Below are 15,757 nucleotides of genomic sequence, written 5' to 3'. Positions count from 1 at the left end.
GACACGACGAAGGCGGCGCCCGGTGCCGCCTTCCCTTCCTGCGGATCCTCCCTGCCATGAATGTCTATCTGCTGCAGATCGTCAACGGCATCGGCGTCGGGATGCTGTACTTCCTGCTCGCCGTCGGCCTGTCGATCGTGTTCGGCCTGCTGCGCTTCGTGAATTTCGCGCACGGCGCCTTCTACCTGCTGGGCGCCTACTTCTGCTACCAGGCGCTGCAATGGGAAGCGAACTTCTGGGTCGCGCTGCTGCTGGTGCCGCTCGCGGTGGGCGCCTTCGCCTGGCTGGTCGAGAAGCTGGTGCTGCGCCACGTCTACGCGCAGGCCCATGAATTCCACATCCTCGTCACGGTCGGCCTCGCGCTGGTGCTGCAGGAATGCGCGATCCTCGTCTGGGGCCCGCTCGGCGACAACGTGGCGGTGCCGGCCTCGCTCGACGGCGTGGTGATCTGGGGCAGCTTCGTCTATCCGAAGTACCGGCTGTTCGTGATCGGCTTCACCGCGGTGCTGGCCGCGCTGCTCTGGTGGCTGCTGGAAGGCACGCGGCTGGGCAGCACGGTGCGCGCCGGCAGCGAGGCGGCCGAGATGGTGTCCCTGCTCGGCATCAACGTGTCGCGCGTGTTCAGCCTGGTGTTCGCGCTGGGCGCCGCCACCGCCGCGCTGGCCGGGGTGCTGGCCGCGCCGATCCGCGGCGTCGATCCCTTCATGGGCATCGAGGCGCTCGGCGTCGCCTTCGTGGTGGTGGTGGTCGGCGGCATGGGCAACTTCCTCGGCGCGCTGGTGGGCGGCCTGCTGGTCGGCATCGTGCAGAGCGTGATGAGCACGCTGTGGCCCGAGGGCGCGCGGCTGATGATCTACGTGGCGATGGCGGCCGTGCTGCTGCTGCGTCCCAACGGCTTGCTCGGGAGGGCCGCATGATCGACGGTTCGAAACCGCTGGTGGCCGCGCCGCGCCAGGACGAGGCGGCAGAGATGCCCGACATGGCCGTCGACGGCGCCGCTCCGCGCGGCATCTGGCGCCGCCATGACGAGACCTGGCTGGCGATCGCGGTGGCCTGCGCGCTGCCGCTGGCGCTCAATTCCGGCTCGCTGGCCACCGAGGTGCTGGTCTATGCGCTGGCCGCCCTCGGCTGCAACCTGCTGCTCGGCTACACGGGCCTGCTCTCGTTCGGCCAGGGCATCTTCTTCGGCCTGGGCAGCTACACCGCCGGCATCGTGCTGACGCGCTTCGCGCTGCCCCTGCCGCTCGCGCTGGCGGCCGCCGTCGCGATCGGGGCGCTGGCCGCCGCCGTGGTGGGCTGGTTCTCGATCCGCCAGCGCGGCACCTACTTCGTGATGCTGACGCTGGCCTTCGGGCAGTTGTTCTACTTCCTCGCCTACACCACGCCGGAGCTCACCGGCGGCGACAACGGCCTGCTCGACATCCCGCGCCCGGCGCTGTCGATCGCCGGCCACACGCTGCTGCCGCTGGCCACGCCCTGGCAGTTCTACGGCTTCGTGGCGGTGCTGTTCGTGGCGGCGTTCTGGCTGCTGCGGCGCGTGACGCTGTCGGTGTTCGGCCGCACCTTGCTGGCGATTCGCGACAACGAGGCACGCGCCGCCGCGGTCGGCTACGACGTGCCGCGCTTCAAGCTGCTGGCCTTCGTGCTGTCGGGTGCGGTGACGGGCCTGGCCGGCGCGCTGCATGCGCTGATGACGGGCATCGCGCCGCTGTCCAACATCGACTACCACACCAGCGAGATGATCCTGGTGACCACCGTGATCGGCGGCACCGGCAAGCTGTTCGCCTCGGTGCTGGGCGCGGTGTTCTACGTGCTGTTCTCGGACTGGCTCTCGACGCTGTGGCCGCGCTGGCTGCTGCTGCTCGGCCTGGTGCTGATCGCCGTGAGCCTGTTCATGCAGCGCGGCCTGTGGGGGCTGGGCGAGCGCATCGTGGCCGCGCTGCGCGGCCGCAAGGATCAAGGGAGGCAGGCATGAGCGAGGCGATTCTCGAGGCGAGCGGCATCGTCAAGCGCTACGGCAAGTTCACCGCGCTGGGCGGCGTGGACCTGCGCATCGCGCCGCGCACCGTGCATTCGGTGATCGGCCCGAACGGCGCCGGCAAGACCACCCTGTTCCATGTGCTGACCGGCACCGTGCCGATCAGCGCGGGCCGCATCCTGTTCGACGGCGCCGACGTCACGCGCGAGCCCGATCACCGCCGCGTGCGGCGTGGCATCGCGCGCTCGTTCCAGGTCACCAGCCTGTTTCCGAACCTGTCGGTGCGCGAGAACCTGCGCATCGCCGCGCAGGGCGTCGAGGCGCGCCGCGCCTTCAACCCCTGGACGCCGCCGCGCGGCGCGCTCGCGCAACGCGAGACGATCGACGCGGTGATCGAGCGGCTGGCGCTGCAGCGCTTCGCCGGCAGCGCCGCCAGCGCGCTCTCGCACGGCCAGCAGCGGCGGCTGGAGGTCGGCATGGCGCTGGCCGCGAAGCCGCGCGCGATCTTCCTCGACGAGCCCACCTCGGGGATGGGCATCGACGACCTGGACGACATGAAGACGCTGATCCGCGGCCTGCGCGACGACTACACGGTGGTGCTGATCGAGCACAACATGGGGATCGTGATGGACATCTCGGACACCATCACGGTGATGCAGCAGGGCCGCGTGCTGGTGGAGGGCAAGCCCGACGCGATCCGCGCCGACGAGCGGGTGCGCCGCGCCTATCTCGGCAACATGATCACGGGAGGCCGCGCATGATGCTCGAACTCGACGCGGTGCACGGCTACTACGGCAAGAGCCACGTGCTGCAGGGCGTGTCGATGACGATCGGCGAGGGCGAGACGGTCACCCTGCTGGGCCGCAACGGCGCCGGCAAGTCCACCACGCTGAAGGCGATCGCCGGGGTGGTGGCGCCGCGCCAGGGCCGGGTGAGCTTCGATGGCGCCGCGCTGGCGGGCCTCGCGCCGCATCGGATCGCCGCGCGCGGCGTGTGCTTCGTGCCCGAGCATCGCGGCATCTTCCGGCTGCTGACGGTGGAGGAGAACCTGCGGCTCGGCGCGCGGCGCGATTCGCCGTGGCAACTGGAGGACATCTACCGGATCTTCCCGCGCCTGAAGGAACGGCGCCGCAACGGCGGCGCGCAGCTCTCGGGCGGCGAGCAGCAGATGCTGGCGATCGGCCGCGCGCTGATGAACCGGCCGCGCCTGTTGATGCTCGACGAGCCGGTCGAGGGCCTGGCGCCGGTGATCGTCGAGGAGATCGTGGCCCAGCTCAAGCTGATCAAGGCGGCCGGCGTGGCGATCCTGCTGGTCGAGCAGAACCTGGAGGTCTGCACCCAGCTCGCCGATCGCCATTACGTGATCGAGCAGGGCGCGATCGTCTACCAGGGCGGCAACGCGGCCTTTCTCGCGGACCAGTCGGTGCGCGACCGTTACCTGGGCGTCGGCGTCGCCTGAGCGACGCCGCCCCGCCAACCGAGGACACATCGATGCAAGTTCTGGATACCCCCCGCGGCGCGCGCGAGGACGCCGCGCCGGCCCTGCGCGTGAACGGCGCGCGGCTGTGGGACAGCCTGATGCAGCTCGCGCGGATCGGCGCGACCGACAAGGGCGGCGTGTGCCGCCTCGCGCTGACCGAGCTCGACCGGCTCGCGCGCGACCGCTTCTCGGCCTGGGCGCGAGAGATCGGCTGCACGGTGCGCGTGGATGCGATCGGCAATGTGTTCGCGCGCCGCGCCGGCCTGCGCGAGGACCTGCCGCCCGTGATGACGGGCAGCCATATCGACACCCAGCCCACCGGCGGCAAGTTCGACGGCAACTACGGCGTGCTGGCCGGGCTGGAGGTGCTGCGCACCCTGGCCGACGCGGGCCTGCGCACGCTCGCGCCGCTCGAGGTGGCGGTCTGGACCAACGAGGAGGGCTCGCGTTTCGTGCCGGTGATGATGGGCTCGGGCGTGTTCGCCGGCGCCTTCACGCTCGATCACGCGCTCGACCAGCGCGACCGCGAGGGCGTGTCGGTGCGCGAGGCGCTGGCCGCGATCGGTTATGCCGGCGAGGCCGCCGGCCCGCATCCGGTGGGCGCCTATTTCGAGGCGCATATCGAGCAGGGGCCGGTGCTGGAGGCCAACCAGACCACCATCGGCGTGGTGCGGGCCGCGCTCGGCCAGCGCTGGTACGACGTGACGATCCACGGCATGGAGGCGCATGCCGGCCCGACGCCGATGGAGCTGCGCCGCGACGCGCTGCTGCCGGCCGCCGCGTTGATCGCCGCGGTCAACCGCATCGCGCGTTCGCACGCGCCGCATGCGCGCGGCACGGTGGGCTGGGTCGACGTTCATCCGAATTCGCGCAACGTGATCCCGGGCCGCGTGACGCTCACCGTCGACCTGCGCGCGCCCGACGACGCCACCCTGGGCGCGATGGACGCCGCGCTGCGCGAAGCCTGCGCGCAGGCCGGCACCGAGGCGGCGATGACGATCGATGTCGAGCAGGTGGTGTATTTCCCGCCGCAGCCCTTCGACGCCAAGCTGGTGGGCGCGGTGCGCGAGGGCGCGGCGCGGCTGGGGTTGTCGGCGATGGACATCGTCAGCGGCGCCGGCCACGACGCGGTGTACCTGGCGCGCGTGGCGCCGGCCGCGATGATCTTCGTGCCCTGCAAGGACGGCATCAGCCACAACGAGATCGAGGACGCGAGCCCCGAGCACCTGGAAGCCGGCTGCAACGTGCTGCTGCACGCGATGCTCGAGGCCGCGGGCCTGGCCCCGGCCGGGGCGGCCGCCGGCGTGGAGGGCGCGTGATGCGGATCCTGATCGCGCGGATGAACCACGAGACCAATACCTTTTCGCCGGTGCCCACGCCGCTGGCCGCGTTCGGCGCGAACGGGCCGAGCTACGGCGCCGAGGCCTATCGCGACAACAAGGGCATGCGCACCGCGATGGCGGCCTTCATCGACGCGGCCGAGGCGGCCGGCGCCGAGGTGGTCACGCCGATCTCGGCCGGCGCGAACCCGAGCGGGCCGGTGGCGGCCGAGGCCTATGCCGCGATCTGCGAGGCGATCGTGGCCGCCGCGCCGGGCTGCGACGCGGTGATGCTCGACCTGCACGGCGCGATGGTGGCCGAGAGCACGCCCGACGGCGAGGGCGAACTGCTGGCGCGCGTGCGCGCCGCGTTGCCGGGCGTGCCGATCGCCGTCGCGCTGGACCTGCACGGCAACGTCACGCAGGCGATGATCGACCACGCCGACATCATCGTCAGCTTCAAGACCTATCCGCACGTCGACATGTACGAGACCGGCGAGCACGCGGCGCGGCTGCTGTTCCACACGCTCAACGGCCGAGCCCGGCCGGTGCTGGCCTGGCGGCGGCCGCCGCTGCTCAGCTCGACGCTGCGCAGCGCCACCGCCGAGGGCGCGATGCAGCGCGCGGTGGCGGCGGCGCGCGCGGCCGAGGCCGAGGGCATGCTGGCGGTGTCGATCCTGGCCGGCTTCTCGCTGGCCGATATCGCGGCGCCCTGCATCAGCGTGGTGGTGGTCGGCGACGGCGACGCGGCGCAGGCCGAGGCGGTGGCCGCGCGGATCGCCGCCGCGATCTGGGACGAGCGCGACGCCTTCGTCTACCGCAGCCCGCCGCTGGCCGAGTCGGTGGCCGAGGCGCTGGCGCTCGCGCGGGGCGCCGAGAAGCCGGTGCTGCTGCTCGACCACGGCGACAACTGCATGTCGGGCGGCACCTGCGACACCATGGACCTGCTCGAGGCCGCGCTGGCGCAGGGGCTCGACGGCCTCGTCAGCGGGCCGCTCTGTGATCCCGAGGCGGTGGCGGTGCTCAACGAGGCCGGCGTCGGCGCGAGCGTCACGCTGCCGGTCGGCAACAAGCGGCCGGCGCGCGACGGCTCGCAACGCGCGCCCTTAATGGCGCGCGGCACGGTGCTGGCGCTCACCGACGGCGAATACACCATCACCGGGCCGACCTATACCGGCCAGCGCGCGCACATGGGCCGCGCGGCCGTGCTCGACATCGGCGCGGCGGTGCTGGTGATCACCGAGCGCACCCACGAACCCTGGGATCTGGGCGTGTTCGAGAGCGTCGGCGTCGATCCGCGCCGCGCGCGTTTCCTGTTGCTGAAGTCGCGCATGTACTGCCGGCCGGTGTTCGTGCCGATCTCGGCGGGCCTGGTCGAATGCGACAGCCGCGGCGTGACTGGTTCGGATTACGGATTGTTCGACTACCGGCATCTGGTGCGGCCCGTTTATCCGCTCGACGCGGACACCAGCTGGGCGGCGCGCTGAGCGTCGCCTGCCGGGCCGGTGCCGTTTCGCGGCCGGCCCGGCAAGCCCTCCCTCACGACGACGTCGCGCCGCCGCGCGCGACATTCTCCTTGCCCTTCAGCGTCTGCGCGGCCAGCACGCCCGCCAGCGCGATGCCCCCGCCCACCAGGTGATAGGCCTGCAGCGATTCGCCGAGCCAGCCGATCGCGAGCAGCGCCGTGGCCACCGGCAGCAGGTTCATGAACATCGCGCAGCGGCTCGGCCCGAGCCGGCGCACGCCTTCCAGCCAGAGCGCCGGCAGCACCACCGAGGCCAGCCCGCCCGCGTAGAGGATCAGCGGCAGGCTGGCGCGCGTCGGCACGGCCGCGCCGTGCGGCAGCCGCAGCATCATCGGCACCATGCAGACTGCCGCGGCGCAGGCCTGCACCAGGGTCGACTGCCAGACCGGCAGGGCGATCCGCCAGCGCTTGAGCAGCACGCCGTAAAGCGCGTAGGCCGCCGCCGCGCCGATCATCAGCAGGTCGCCCGGCTGCACGCCGCGCGCCAGCAGGCTTTGCGGCGCGCCGCGCGTGATCAGCCAGACCACCCCCGCCAGCGAGACCAGCCCGCCCGCCACCATGCCCGGCGCCGGCGTCTCGCCGAGCAGGGCCGAGCCGAGCGCCATCGTCATCAGCGGCACCAGGGCGGTGATGATCGCCATGTTGGTGGCGCTGGTGGTCTTGGCGGCCTCGTAGGACAGGCTCTGGAACAGCGCCATCGCCAGGAAGCCGAGCAGGGCCAGCTTCGGCCATTGCGCGACGATCGCCGCGCGATTGCGCCAGGCCGGGCGCAGCGTGAAGCTGCACATCAGCGCGATCGCGAGCAGCAGGCGATAGAAGGTGATCGCGGACGGATCGATGGCGCTGGCCGAGAGCTTGGAGACGGCGACATTGCCGGCCCACAGCAGGATCGCGCCGAGCGGGAAGAGGAAGGCGGGTGGTTTCATCGAGGCACTCCGGCATGACGGAAAACGGATCGTCATCGTGCGTCGTGCCCGGCGCGGCTGTCTGACGCCACCTGGGCAGATGTTGTCGCGAAACGGCCAGGCGATGCTCGAAGGCGCGCTTCGCGGTGGCGCGGGCCTGTTTGAAAACCCATGCCCGGCAAGGCTTCTCGCCGCCCCGAATAGTTTTTCTTGCCGGCCTCGCCAGATCTTCTCGTTCGACGCGCCCGGGCCCCGGCGATGATAGTTGAGCCAACGGGAAGCGCCCGAGCCCCGCCGAAACAAGCCCTCTCGACCGACTCAAAGGAGCATCATCACGAAGCTGGCGAACAAGGTGGCAGTGATCACGGGCGGCACTTCGGGCATCGGACTGGAAGGCGCGAAGGTCGTGGTGTTCTGCACCAACGAGGCGCGCCTGAAGGACGCTGAGCGCGAACTGGGCGCCCAGGCCACCGCGCTGCGCGTCGACCTGCGCGACCCGGCGCAGATCGACCGTGCGATCGCCGAAGTGGTCGAGACGCATGGCCGGATCGACGTGGTCTATGCCAACGCCGGCGCGGGCAAGGCCGCGCCGCTCGAAGCGGTCACGCCGGAGCAGATCGAGGCGCAGTTCTCGCTGAACGTGACGGGCCTGTTCTTCACGATCCGTAAGGCGGCGCCGCATCTGGTGGACGGCGCCAGCGTGGTGGTCACCACCTCGTTCCTCAACGAGGTCGGCACGCCGGGCCTGTCGATCCTGTCGGCGACCAAGGCCGCGGTGCGCTCGCTGGTGCGTGCGCTCGGCGCCGAACTCGCGCCGCGCGGCATCCGCGTCAATGCGGTGAGCCCCGGCCCGATCGACACGCCCTTCGCCACCAAGATGGGCATCCCCGAAGCCGACCTGAAGAAGTCGGGCGAGGCGCTGGCTGCCGCCGTGCCGCTCAAGCGGATCGGCTCGGCTGCGGAAGTCGCGAAGGCGGCGCTGTTCCTCGCCAGCGACGACGCGTCCTACGTGACGGGCGCCGAACTGGTGGTCGACGGCGGGCTGTCGCAGATCTGAGGTCGGTGGCGATCCGGCGAGCGCAAGGCGCGCGCCGATCGGCCCGCGCCTCGAACGAGAAAAGCCGGTCCACCTGGACCGGCTTTTCCACATCCGATGTATCGCCGGGCAACGGCTTCGACGCCTCAGGCCTTCTGCCGCGCCCGATACGCGGCCACCTTCATGCGGTTGCCGCACAAGGCCATGCTGCACCAGCGGCGCCGATGCGACTTGGTGCGGTCATGGAACATCAGCGTGCAGTCCTCGCACTCGCACTTGCGCACCAGCCCGAAGTCGGCCTCGGCCAGCAGCTTCGCCAGCGCCTCGGCCACCGGCAGCAGCGCGGCCGTCGCGTTCAGGTCGGTGCGGCGCGACACCAGCTCGGGTTCGCCGCCCTTTTTCCATTGCAGCTCCAGGTGATGGCTACCCGAGGCGAGCACGCGGTTCAGCGCGGCCGGGTCGCCCCATTTGCCTTCCTGGCGCTTCTCCACCAACTGCCGCGCCGCGTCGCGCAGCGCCAGCGCCGCCTCGCGCAGGCCGGCCGGGGCCGGGCCTGCATGGCCGGCCGGTAGCGCGCCGGCTTGCCTGAGCCAGTCGATCACGCTGGCGTCGCTGGCCAGCACGTCGGTGCGCGCCTCGCCGATGCCGTAGCGCGTGTTGATGAAATCGAGGGCGAGATCGTCGCCTATGAACAGGGCCGTCGAGCCGCCGGCCGGGCTTGCGGTGCTCATCCTGAACTCCCGGAAAGTCGATGGACGGATTGTAACTCATAAAAAATCTGTTGACAGGTTACTCATGCGCTACGTAACCTTTAAAAACGATGTTGACGGTTACAGAGGGTGCGAGGGCACCCGCTGGCCGGCACGCGGATCTTTCGACCAACGGAGGTTTTGCCATGAAGATCAAGCAGGTATTGATGGGGGCGCTGATGACGTTCGGCGTGGTGGAAGGGCTGGCGGGCGGCGCGACGGCCCAGGCCGCGACGGCGGCGACGGCGGCGGCGGGCGCGGCGGCCGCGCCGGTGGTGAGCCACCACTACGTTCAGGTCGACGACGTGAGGGTGTTCTACCGCGAGGCCGGCAACCCGTCGGCGCCCACTATCCTGCTGCTGCACGGCTTCCCGACCTCGTCCTTCATGTATCGCGAGCTGATTCCGCGCCTGGCCGACCGCTATCACGTGATCGCGCCGGACCTGCCGGGCTTCGGCTTCACGCAGAGCCCCGATCGCGCGCATTACGCCTACACCTTCGATCATCTCGCGCAGACCATCGACCACTTCACCGAAACCCTGCATCTCGACAAGTACGTGCTGCAGGTGTTCGACTACGGCGCGCCGGTGGGCTGGCGCCTGGCGGTGGCGCATCCGGAGCGCGTGACGGCGATCGTCACGCAGAACGGCAATGCCTATGTCGAGGGCCTGAGCGACGGCTGGAACCCGATCCAGAAGTACTGGAAGGATCCCACCCAGGAAAACCGCGATGCGCTGCGCGAGTTCCTCAAGCCCGAGGCGATCAAGTGGCAATACACGCATGGCGTGAAGGACCCGGACCAGGTCGCGCCCGAGGCTTATACGCTGGACGCCGCCTTCGTCGCGCGCCCCGGCAACGACGAGATCCAGCTCGACCTGTTCGGCGACTACGCGAGCAACGTGGCGCGCTACCCGGAATTCCAGGCCTATTTCCGCAAGTACCAGCCGCCGGTGCTGGCCGTGTGGGGCAAGAACGATCCGTTCTTCCTGCCGCCGGGCGCGGAAGCCTTCAAGCGCGACTTGCCGAAGGCCGAGGTGCATTTCTACGATACCGGCCACTTCGCGCTGGAAACCAACATTGCCGACATCGCGCCGGTGATCCACCACTTCCTCGACCGCAACGTGCCGCGCCGTTGAACGCGTGAGGCGATGACGAAGCAATGAAGCGGGACGCGGCAGGTCGAGCGATCGGCGTGCCGCGTCTTGTCGTACCTGCGCGCCGATTGACCGGCCCGGAAGCCGCTGCGAGAATCCATCGCACCATCGGTACCCGGTCACGAGCGGATCATGCGAGCCCCGAACAACCTGAATACCCTGCGCGCCTTCGAAGCGGTGGCTCGGCACCTGAGCTACCCGGCCGCGGCGGCCGAGCTGAATGTGACGCCGGCCGCGGTCGGGCAGTTGATTCGCGGGCTGGAGAGCTATCTCGACGTGGAGCTGTTCCATCGCGCCTCGTCAGGCCCGTCGCGGCTGACGCTGACCGATGCCGCGCGCGCGCGGCGCTGCCGGAACTGCAGGGCGGCTTCGACCTGCTGTCCACGGCGGTCGAGCGGCTGCGCGCGAGCAAGTCGCGGATCGTGTTCACCGTGACGGTGCCGCCGGCCTTCGCCGACCGCTGGCTGCTTTGGCGCGTCGAGTCGCTCCAGGTCCAGCATCCCTATTACGACCTGCGTATCGACATGAGCCGGCACCTGGTCGACCTGACGGCCGAACGCGTCGACGTGGCGATCCGCTACGGCGCCGGCAACTGGCCCGACCTGGTGTCCACCTACCTGCTGCGCGACGATTTCTTCCCGGTCTGCAGCCCCGCGCTGCTCGAGGGCGAGCATGCGCTGACCAGCCCCGCCGAGCTGCGCCATCACCGGCTGATCCACGACACCTCGATGAGCGACTTCGGCGTGTTCCCGACCTGGCGCTCATGGCTGCGCAAGGCCGGCTACGCGAACCAGGTCGACTGCGATCGCGGCCTGCAGCTCAACGATTCCTCGTCGGCCTACCAGGCCGCGATCTCGGGCAACGGCGTGGCGCTCGGCCGGACCTCGCTGGTCGAGCGAGACCTGGCCGAGGGGCGGCTGGTGAAGCCGTTCGAGACCGAGCAGACCTGCGAGCTGGCCTACTACCTCGTGCATCGCAAGGGGCGCGAGAACGAGGCGCCGGTGGTGGCGTTCCGCGAGTGGCTGCTCGCCGAGGTGGGCGCCTAGCGAGCGGCGGCCGTCTCTCGTGCCGGCTCCCACGCCGCCTGCGGCGAGGCGCTTTACGTCATCCGGCGCGGCTGTCAGCCCGCGTTGCGCTCATCCAGCCAGGCCAGTACCGCACGCGCCGTGGCGCCCGCCGAGGCCGGGTTCTGCCCGGTGACGAGATTGCCGTCCACCACCACGAATTCGCTCCATGGCGCGCCGGCCTCGAACGCGGCGCTGGCCGCGCGCAGCCGGTCCTCCAGCAGCCAGGGCGTTCGCGGCGAGTCCCGTCTGGGTTTCCTCGACGTTCGAGAAGCCGGTCAGCCGGCGGCCGCGGAACGCCCAGGCGGTGGCGTCGCCGGCCGCGAGCAGGGCGGCCTGGCCATGGCAGACGGCAGCCACCAGCTTGCCGGGATCGGCGATCGCGGCGGCCAGCAGGCGGCCCGTGTCGGCGTCGACGGCCAGGTCCTGCATCGGCCCGTGGCCGCCCGGCACGAACACCGCGTCGAAGCCGCCCAGCTCGATCTTCGCCAGCGGGCGCGGCGCGCGCAGCGTGTCGGCCTGCGTGTCGAGGTAGGCCGTGAGTTCGGCGACCTTGGCCGCATCGCCGTGATTGACCTCGATCGACAGGCTCAGCGCATCGACCACGGCCGGCTTGCCGCCCGGCGTGGCGACCGTGATCGCGCAGCCGGCCGCCGTCAGCGCCTGGTGCGGCGCGACGAATTCCTCGGCCCAGAAGCCGGTCGGGCGCTGGCTGCCGTCCTTTTGTGTCCAGGCCTTGGCGGCCGATAGAATCATCAGAATGTTGCGCATGGTGTGTCCTGTGCTGGCGCCTCGCGAGGTGGCGAGGCGCCGTTGATGGGCGGACGGCCCGTGGCCGGGCCGTCGTCGATCGAGACGCGCATTCGATGGCCCGCACTTTGCGCGCCGGCCGGCCGGTGCGTAAATGAAGCGAACACGATTTCTCAATTCCGGTCGACGGAATGGCATGCTGCCGTCGCCGCGATCCTTCCAGGGAGCAGGCAATGAATCGGCTCGAAGCGCTGCGCGTGTCTCGCCGCAGGTGATCACGCGCGTGATCGGGCAGCTCGAGGCCGAGCTGGGCGAGCCGCTGTTCCATCGCAGCACGCGCGGCGTGCGCCTGAGCGCGTTCGGCGCGAGCCTCGCCGAGCAAGCGGCGGAGGCGATCGCCGGTATCGACCGGATCTTCGAGACGCGCGAGGCCGGCGAGCCCGAGGCGATCGAGGGCGTGGTGCGGATCGCGGCGCCCGGCGTGCTGGGCCGGCGCTGGGTGGTGCGCGCGCTGGCGCCGCTGCTCGCGGCGCATGCGGGGCTGGCGATCGACGTGCGGCTTTCGGAGGTGGTCGCCGACGTGGTCGACGAGCAGATCGACGTGGGCGTGCGGATCGTGTACGACGCGCTCTGCGAGGCGCTCGACGCCTGCGAGGGGCCGGTGCCGCTTCCGGTGGGCTAGCGCGGCGCGCGGCGGCGAGGGTTTGGGGGCTTTAGGGGCGTCGCGCCGCGCGGCCTACTTGCGCGGTTTGCCCTTCGAGGCCTGCTTCGACCAATAAGGGAACTCGTCCTCGTGCACCTCGAAGTCGAGCTCGGAGACGCGCCGCTGCATGTGCTCCTGCGCGTCGGCCACGGCGCGGTTGTAGATCGCCGGGCCGACCTCGTCCAGGAAGAAGGCCAGCAGCGCGCCGGCCGTGACGTTGCCGATCGGCTCCTCCATGTTCTGCTCGAAATAGCGCTGGAGGGAGGCGATCGCCTGGGCGCGGTCTTCCTTGGTCAGTTCGATGCTCATGCGGGCTCGCGACGGTGAGAGGCGGGAGCGGACGATCTTAGCGCATGCCGCGCGCGGGCCGGTTCGTCGCTCAGGCCGCCGCCGCCGACGCGATGCCGAGCTCTTGCGCGCAGGCTTCCAGCGGCTCGCCCACATGCTGCCGCACGAACTCGACGAAGCGCTTGATGCGCGCGTCGACGAACTGCCGCGACGAATACATCACGAATACATTGCGCCGCCAGGTGTGATAACCGGGCAGCACGCGCTGCAGGCGGCCCGCGCGCAGCGCGTCGAGCGCCGCGTAGCCGGCCAGCAGGCCGATCCCCGCGCCGGCCTCCAGCGCGGTGCCCATCGCCTCCATGTCGTTGACGCTGAAGTGCGGGCCGGTTGGGCGGAACACCGTCTCGCCGCCCGCGCCCTCCAGCTGCCAGACGTCGGGCGCGTAGTCGACCGTGCCGAGCAGCACGCAGCGATGGTCGACCAGGTCCTCGGGCCGCTCGGGCGCCGGATGCGCGGCGAGATAGGCGGGCGAGGCGGCCAGCACGCAGTGGCTGGTGCCGACCTGCTGGCTCACGTAGGCCGAATCGGGTAACGCGCGCGCGATCACGATCGAGATGTCGAGCTGGTCCTCGAGCAGGTTCGGCATGCGTTGCGACAGCCGCAGGTCGACGGTGACCTGCGGGAAGGCCTCGCGATAGGCCAGCACCGCGCGCGTCACCAGATCGCGCCCCAGCCCCGGCACGCAATGCACGCGCAGCAGGCCGCGCGGCTCCAGCAGCGCGTCCCGCGCCTCGGCCTCGGCATGTTCGAGATCGGCGAGGATCGCCGCGCTGCGTTCGTAGAATCGCCGGCCGGCATCGGTGATGGTCAGGCGCCGCGTCGAGCGATGCAGCAGGCGCGTGTTCAGCGCCTCCTCCAGCGTCGAGACGGCGCGCGAGATGTTGCCGACCGTGGTGTCGAGGTGGTTCGCCACGGCGGTGAAGCTGCCCATCTCGACCACCTTGGCGAATACCGACATGTTGTGGAACTTGTCCATCGACGCTCCCGCTTGCGGTTGTGGAACACGCGGGCCCGGCCGCCGGGCACGGGGCCGGCCCGCGAGCCAGCATGATGGATTCGGCTCGGAGTTCCGGCAAGCCGTTTGCCCGACTTTATTCTGCTGTGCCAGACAAGACTGTTTCCCTTTCGAACGGCTAACCCACGGCGGCCGGCCTCCCTAGACTTGGCTCCATGGTTCGGCGCTGCCGCGTGACGGCGGCACCGGACCGACGATGTTTTCGCGAACCGCGCGCCGATCGATCGCCAGACGAATCGATCCGGACAACTGAATGGAGCCTGTGATGACGCATCCCGCCTACGAACCGCTGTACCTGTTCATCGACGGCCAATGGCTGCCGGCCGAGGGCCGCGATACCGCGACCGTGATCAATCCCGCCGACGGCGGCGAGATCGGCCGCGTGCCGCTGGCCACCGCGGCCGATCTCGATCGCGCCCTCGCCGCGGCCGAGACGGCCTTCACGGTCTGGCGCCGCGCGGTGCCGGCCGAGCGGGCGCGTGTGCTCAAGCGCGCGGCCGAATTGATCCGCGAGCGCGCCGAACGGATCTCGACCCTGCTCACGCTGGAGGAAGGCAAGCCGCTGGCCGAGGCGCGCGACGAGGTGCTGCGCGCGGCCGAGTATTTCGAATGGTTCGCCGAGGAGGCGCGCCGCATCGACGGCCGCGTGGTGCCGTCCAACCGTCCCGGCGTGCAGCAGCTCGTCAAGCGCCAGCCGATCGGGCCGGTGGCGGCCTTCACGCCCTGGAACTTCCCGGCGATTACCCCCTCGCGCAAGCTGTCGGCGGCGCTGGCCGCGGGCTGCAGCGTGATCCTCAAGCCCGGCGAGGAAAGCCCCGCCACCGCGCTGGCCCTGGCGCGCGCGCTGGACGACGCGGGCCTGCCCAAGGGCGTGCTGCAGGTGGTGTTCGGCGTGCCCGACGAGGTGTCGCGCCGGCTGATCGCCTCGCCCGTGATCCGCAAGGTGACCTTCACCGGCTCGGGGCCGATCGGGCGCCTGCTGTCGGCGCGCGCGGCCGAGGGCGTCAAGCCGATCACGCTGGAGCTGGGCGGCCACGGCCCGGTGCTGGTGTTCGACGACGCCGATGTCGAGCGCGCGGCCGTGGAGGGTGCCGCGAACCGCTTTCGCGGCACCGGCCAGGTCTGCATCTCGTCGACACGCTTCCTGGTCCAGCGCGGCGCGTATGCCGCGTTCGCCGAGCGCTTCGCGCAGGCGGCGCGCGCGCTGAAGGTGGGCGACGGCCTCGCGCCCGGCACCCAGGTCGGGCCGCTCGCCAATGCGCGGCAGCTCGCCAAGATCGAGGCGCTGGTGGCCGACGCGCTGGAACGCGGCGCCACGCTGCTGGCGGGCGGCCGCCGCATCGAGGGCGAGGGTTTCTTCTTCGAGCCGACCGTGCTGGCCGACGTGCCGCCCGAGGCGCGCGTGATGCACGAGGAGCCGTTCGGCCCGATCGCGGTGCTGATGCCCTTCGACACGCTGGAAGACGGCCTGGCCGAGGCCAACCGCCTGCCTTACGGCTTGTCCGCCTATGCATTCACCGCCAGCGCGCGCACCGCGCTCGACGTCGGCGACGGGCTGGAGGCGGGGATGATCGGCATCAACCAGTACCGGATCGTCGCGACCGAGCTGCCGTTCGGCGGGCTCAAGGAAAGCGGGCACGGCTCGGAAGGCGGCGCCGAGGGCATCGAGCCCTACCTGACCCGCAAGTTCATCAGCCAGGCCTGAGCGGCCCGCGAAACCCTTCAACCATC

General features: G+C 70.8%; 15 protein-coding genes and 1 pseudogene. 11 read left to right on the top strand and 5 right to left on the bottom strand.

Features of this window, described 5'->3' with window-relative positions:
* Positions 1 to 56: 56 nt before the first annotated feature.
* Genes FB600_RS15905 through FB600_RS15880 form a run of 6 tightly spaced genes read left to right on the top strand, consistent with a single transcriptional unit; the run spans position 57 to position 6,264 of the window.
* A complete protein-coding gene (locus FB600_RS15905; RefSeq protein ID WP_013691685.1) occupies positions 57 to 917 on the top strand; it encodes a branched-chain amino acid ABC transporter permease in 861 nt (286 codons plus the stop codon).
* Positions 914 to 1,975, top strand: a complete 1,062-nt coding sequence (locus FB600_RS15900) for a branched-chain amino acid ABC transporter permease (RefSeq protein ID WP_145756974.1) — start codon at positions 914 to 916, stop codon at positions 1,973 to 1,975. Before FB600_RS15905 ends, FB600_RS15900 begins: the two co-directional genes overlap by 4 nt.
* Complete coding sequence (locus FB600_RS15895; protein WP_036055210.1) at positions 1,972 to 2,739, top strand: ABC transporter ATP-binding protein; 768 nt, start codon at positions 1,972 to 1,974, stop codon at positions 2,737 to 2,739. The genes FB600_RS15900 and FB600_RS15895 overlap by 4 nt, the downstream gene beginning before the upstream one ends.
* Positions 2,736 to 3,437, top strand: coding sequence for an ABC transporter ATP-binding protein (locus FB600_RS15890; protein WP_096752115.1), 702 nt, complete (start codon positions 2,736 to 2,738; stop codon positions 3,435 to 3,437). The genes FB600_RS15895 and FB600_RS15890 overlap by 4 nt, the downstream gene beginning before the upstream one ends.
* A 32-nt stretch (positions 3,438 to 3,469) precedes the next feature.
* A complete protein-coding gene (locus tag FB600_RS15885; protein WP_145756975.1) occupies positions 3,470 to 4,777 on the top strand; it encodes a Zn-dependent hydrolase in 1,308 nt (435 codons plus the stop codon).
* The gene (locus FB600_RS15880; RefSeq protein WP_145756976.1) at positions 4,777 to 6,264 is read left to right on the top strand and encodes a M81 family metallopeptidase; all 1,488 of its coding nucleotides are present in this window, start codon (positions 4,777 to 4,779) and stop codon (positions 6,262 to 6,264) included. Before FB600_RS15885 ends, FB600_RS15880 begins: the two co-directional genes overlap by 1 nt.
* 52 nt (positions 6,265 to 6,316) lie before the next feature.
* Here the strand turns inward: FB600_RS15880 and FB600_RS15875 are convergent, their stop codons facing one another.
* Positions 6,317 to 7,228 (bottom strand): DMT family transporter, encoded by a 912-nt coding sequence (locus FB600_RS15875; RefSeq protein ID WP_096752112.1) that lies wholly within the window; start codon positions 7,226 to 7,228, stop codon positions 6,317 to 6,319.
* A 331-nt stretch (positions 7,229 to 7,559) separates the two neighbouring features.
* On the opposite strand from FB600_RS15875, the gene FB600_RS15870 reads away from it, so the two are divergent.
* Positions 7,560 to 8,264: an SDR family NAD(P)-dependent oxidoreductase gene (locus FB600_RS15870; RefSeq protein WP_244116161.1), complete on the top strand. Its 705-nt coding sequence runs from the start codon at positions 7,560 to 7,562 to the stop codon at positions 8,262 to 8,264.
* A 125-nt stretch (positions 8,265 to 8,389) separates the two neighbouring features.
* Here FB600_RS15870 and FB600_RS15865 read toward each other — a convergent pair whose 3' ends face one another.
* Positions 8,390 to 8,974 (bottom strand): CGNR zinc finger domain-containing protein, encoded by a 585-nt coding sequence (locus FB600_RS15865; protein ID WP_017919494.1) that lies wholly within the window; start codon positions 8,972 to 8,974, stop codon positions 8,390 to 8,392.
* Between the two features lie 164 nt (positions 8,975 to 9,138).
* On the opposite strand from FB600_RS15865, the gene FB600_RS15860 reads away from it, so the two are divergent.
* A complete protein-coding gene (locus FB600_RS15860) occupies positions 9,139 to 10,128 on the top strand; it encodes an alpha/beta fold hydrolase (RefSeq protein ID WP_145756977.1) in 990 nt (329 codons plus the stop codon).
* A 150-nt stretch (positions 10,129 to 10,278) separates the two neighbouring features.
* Positions 10,279 to 11,192 (top strand): annotated as a pseudogene (gene gcvA / locus FB600_RS15855) (transcriptional regulator GcvA).
* A 90-nt stretch (positions 11,193 to 11,282) separates the two neighbouring features.
* Here gcvA and FB600_RS15850 read toward each other — a convergent pair.
* Complete coding sequence (locus FB600_RS15850; protein ID WP_261383397.1) at positions 11,283 to 11,981, bottom strand: type 1 glutamine amidotransferase domain-containing protein; 699 nt, start codon at positions 11,979 to 11,981, stop codon at positions 11,283 to 11,285.
* Between the two features lie 175 nt (positions 11,982 to 12,156).
* On the opposite strand from FB600_RS15850, the gene FB600_RS15845 reads away from it, so the two are divergent.
* A complete protein-coding gene (locus FB600_RS15845; protein WP_145756978.1) occupies positions 12,157 to 12,642 on the top strand; it encodes a LysR family transcriptional regulator in 486 nt (161 codons plus the stop codon).
* Between the two features lie 54 nt (positions 12,643 to 12,696).
* Here the strand turns inward: FB600_RS15845 and FB600_RS15840 are convergent, their stop codons facing one another.
* Together FB600_RS15840 and FB600_RS15835 are read right to left on the bottom strand one after the other, a co-directional pair.
* Positions 12,697 to 12,972, bottom strand: a complete 276-nt coding sequence (locus tag FB600_RS15840; RefSeq protein ID WP_013691672.1) for a DUF2164 domain-containing protein — start codon at positions 12,970 to 12,972, stop codon at positions 12,697 to 12,699.
* Between the two features lie 70 nt (positions 12,973 to 13,042).
* Positions 13,043 to 13,987, bottom strand: a complete 945-nt coding sequence (locus FB600_RS15835) for a LysR family transcriptional regulator (RefSeq protein ID WP_096752107.1) — start codon at positions 13,985 to 13,987, stop codon at positions 13,043 to 13,045.
* A gap of 304 nt (positions 13,988 to 14,291) precedes the next feature.
* Here FB600_RS15835 and FB600_RS15830 point away from each other — a divergent pair, with 304 nt between their 5' ends.
* Positions 14,292 to 15,731 carry an NAD-dependent succinate-semialdehyde dehydrogenase gene (locus tag FB600_RS15830; RefSeq protein WP_096752944.1) on the top strand — a complete coding sequence of 480 codons (1,440 nt, stop codon included), beginning with the start codon at positions 14,292 to 14,294 and terminating at the stop codon, positions 15,729 to 15,731.
* The last annotated feature ends 26 nt before the right edge of the window (positions 15,732 to 15,757 follow it).

This window comes from Burkholderia sp. SJZ089 (assembly GCF_007828315.1).
Classification (GTDB): Bacteria; Pseudomonadota; Gammaproteobacteria; order Burkholderiales; family Burkholderiaceae; genus Burkholderia; species Burkholderia gladioli.
The sequence above is the reverse complement of the archived record's forward strand: the minus strand, read 5'-3'. Positions and strand labels throughout refer to the sequence as shown.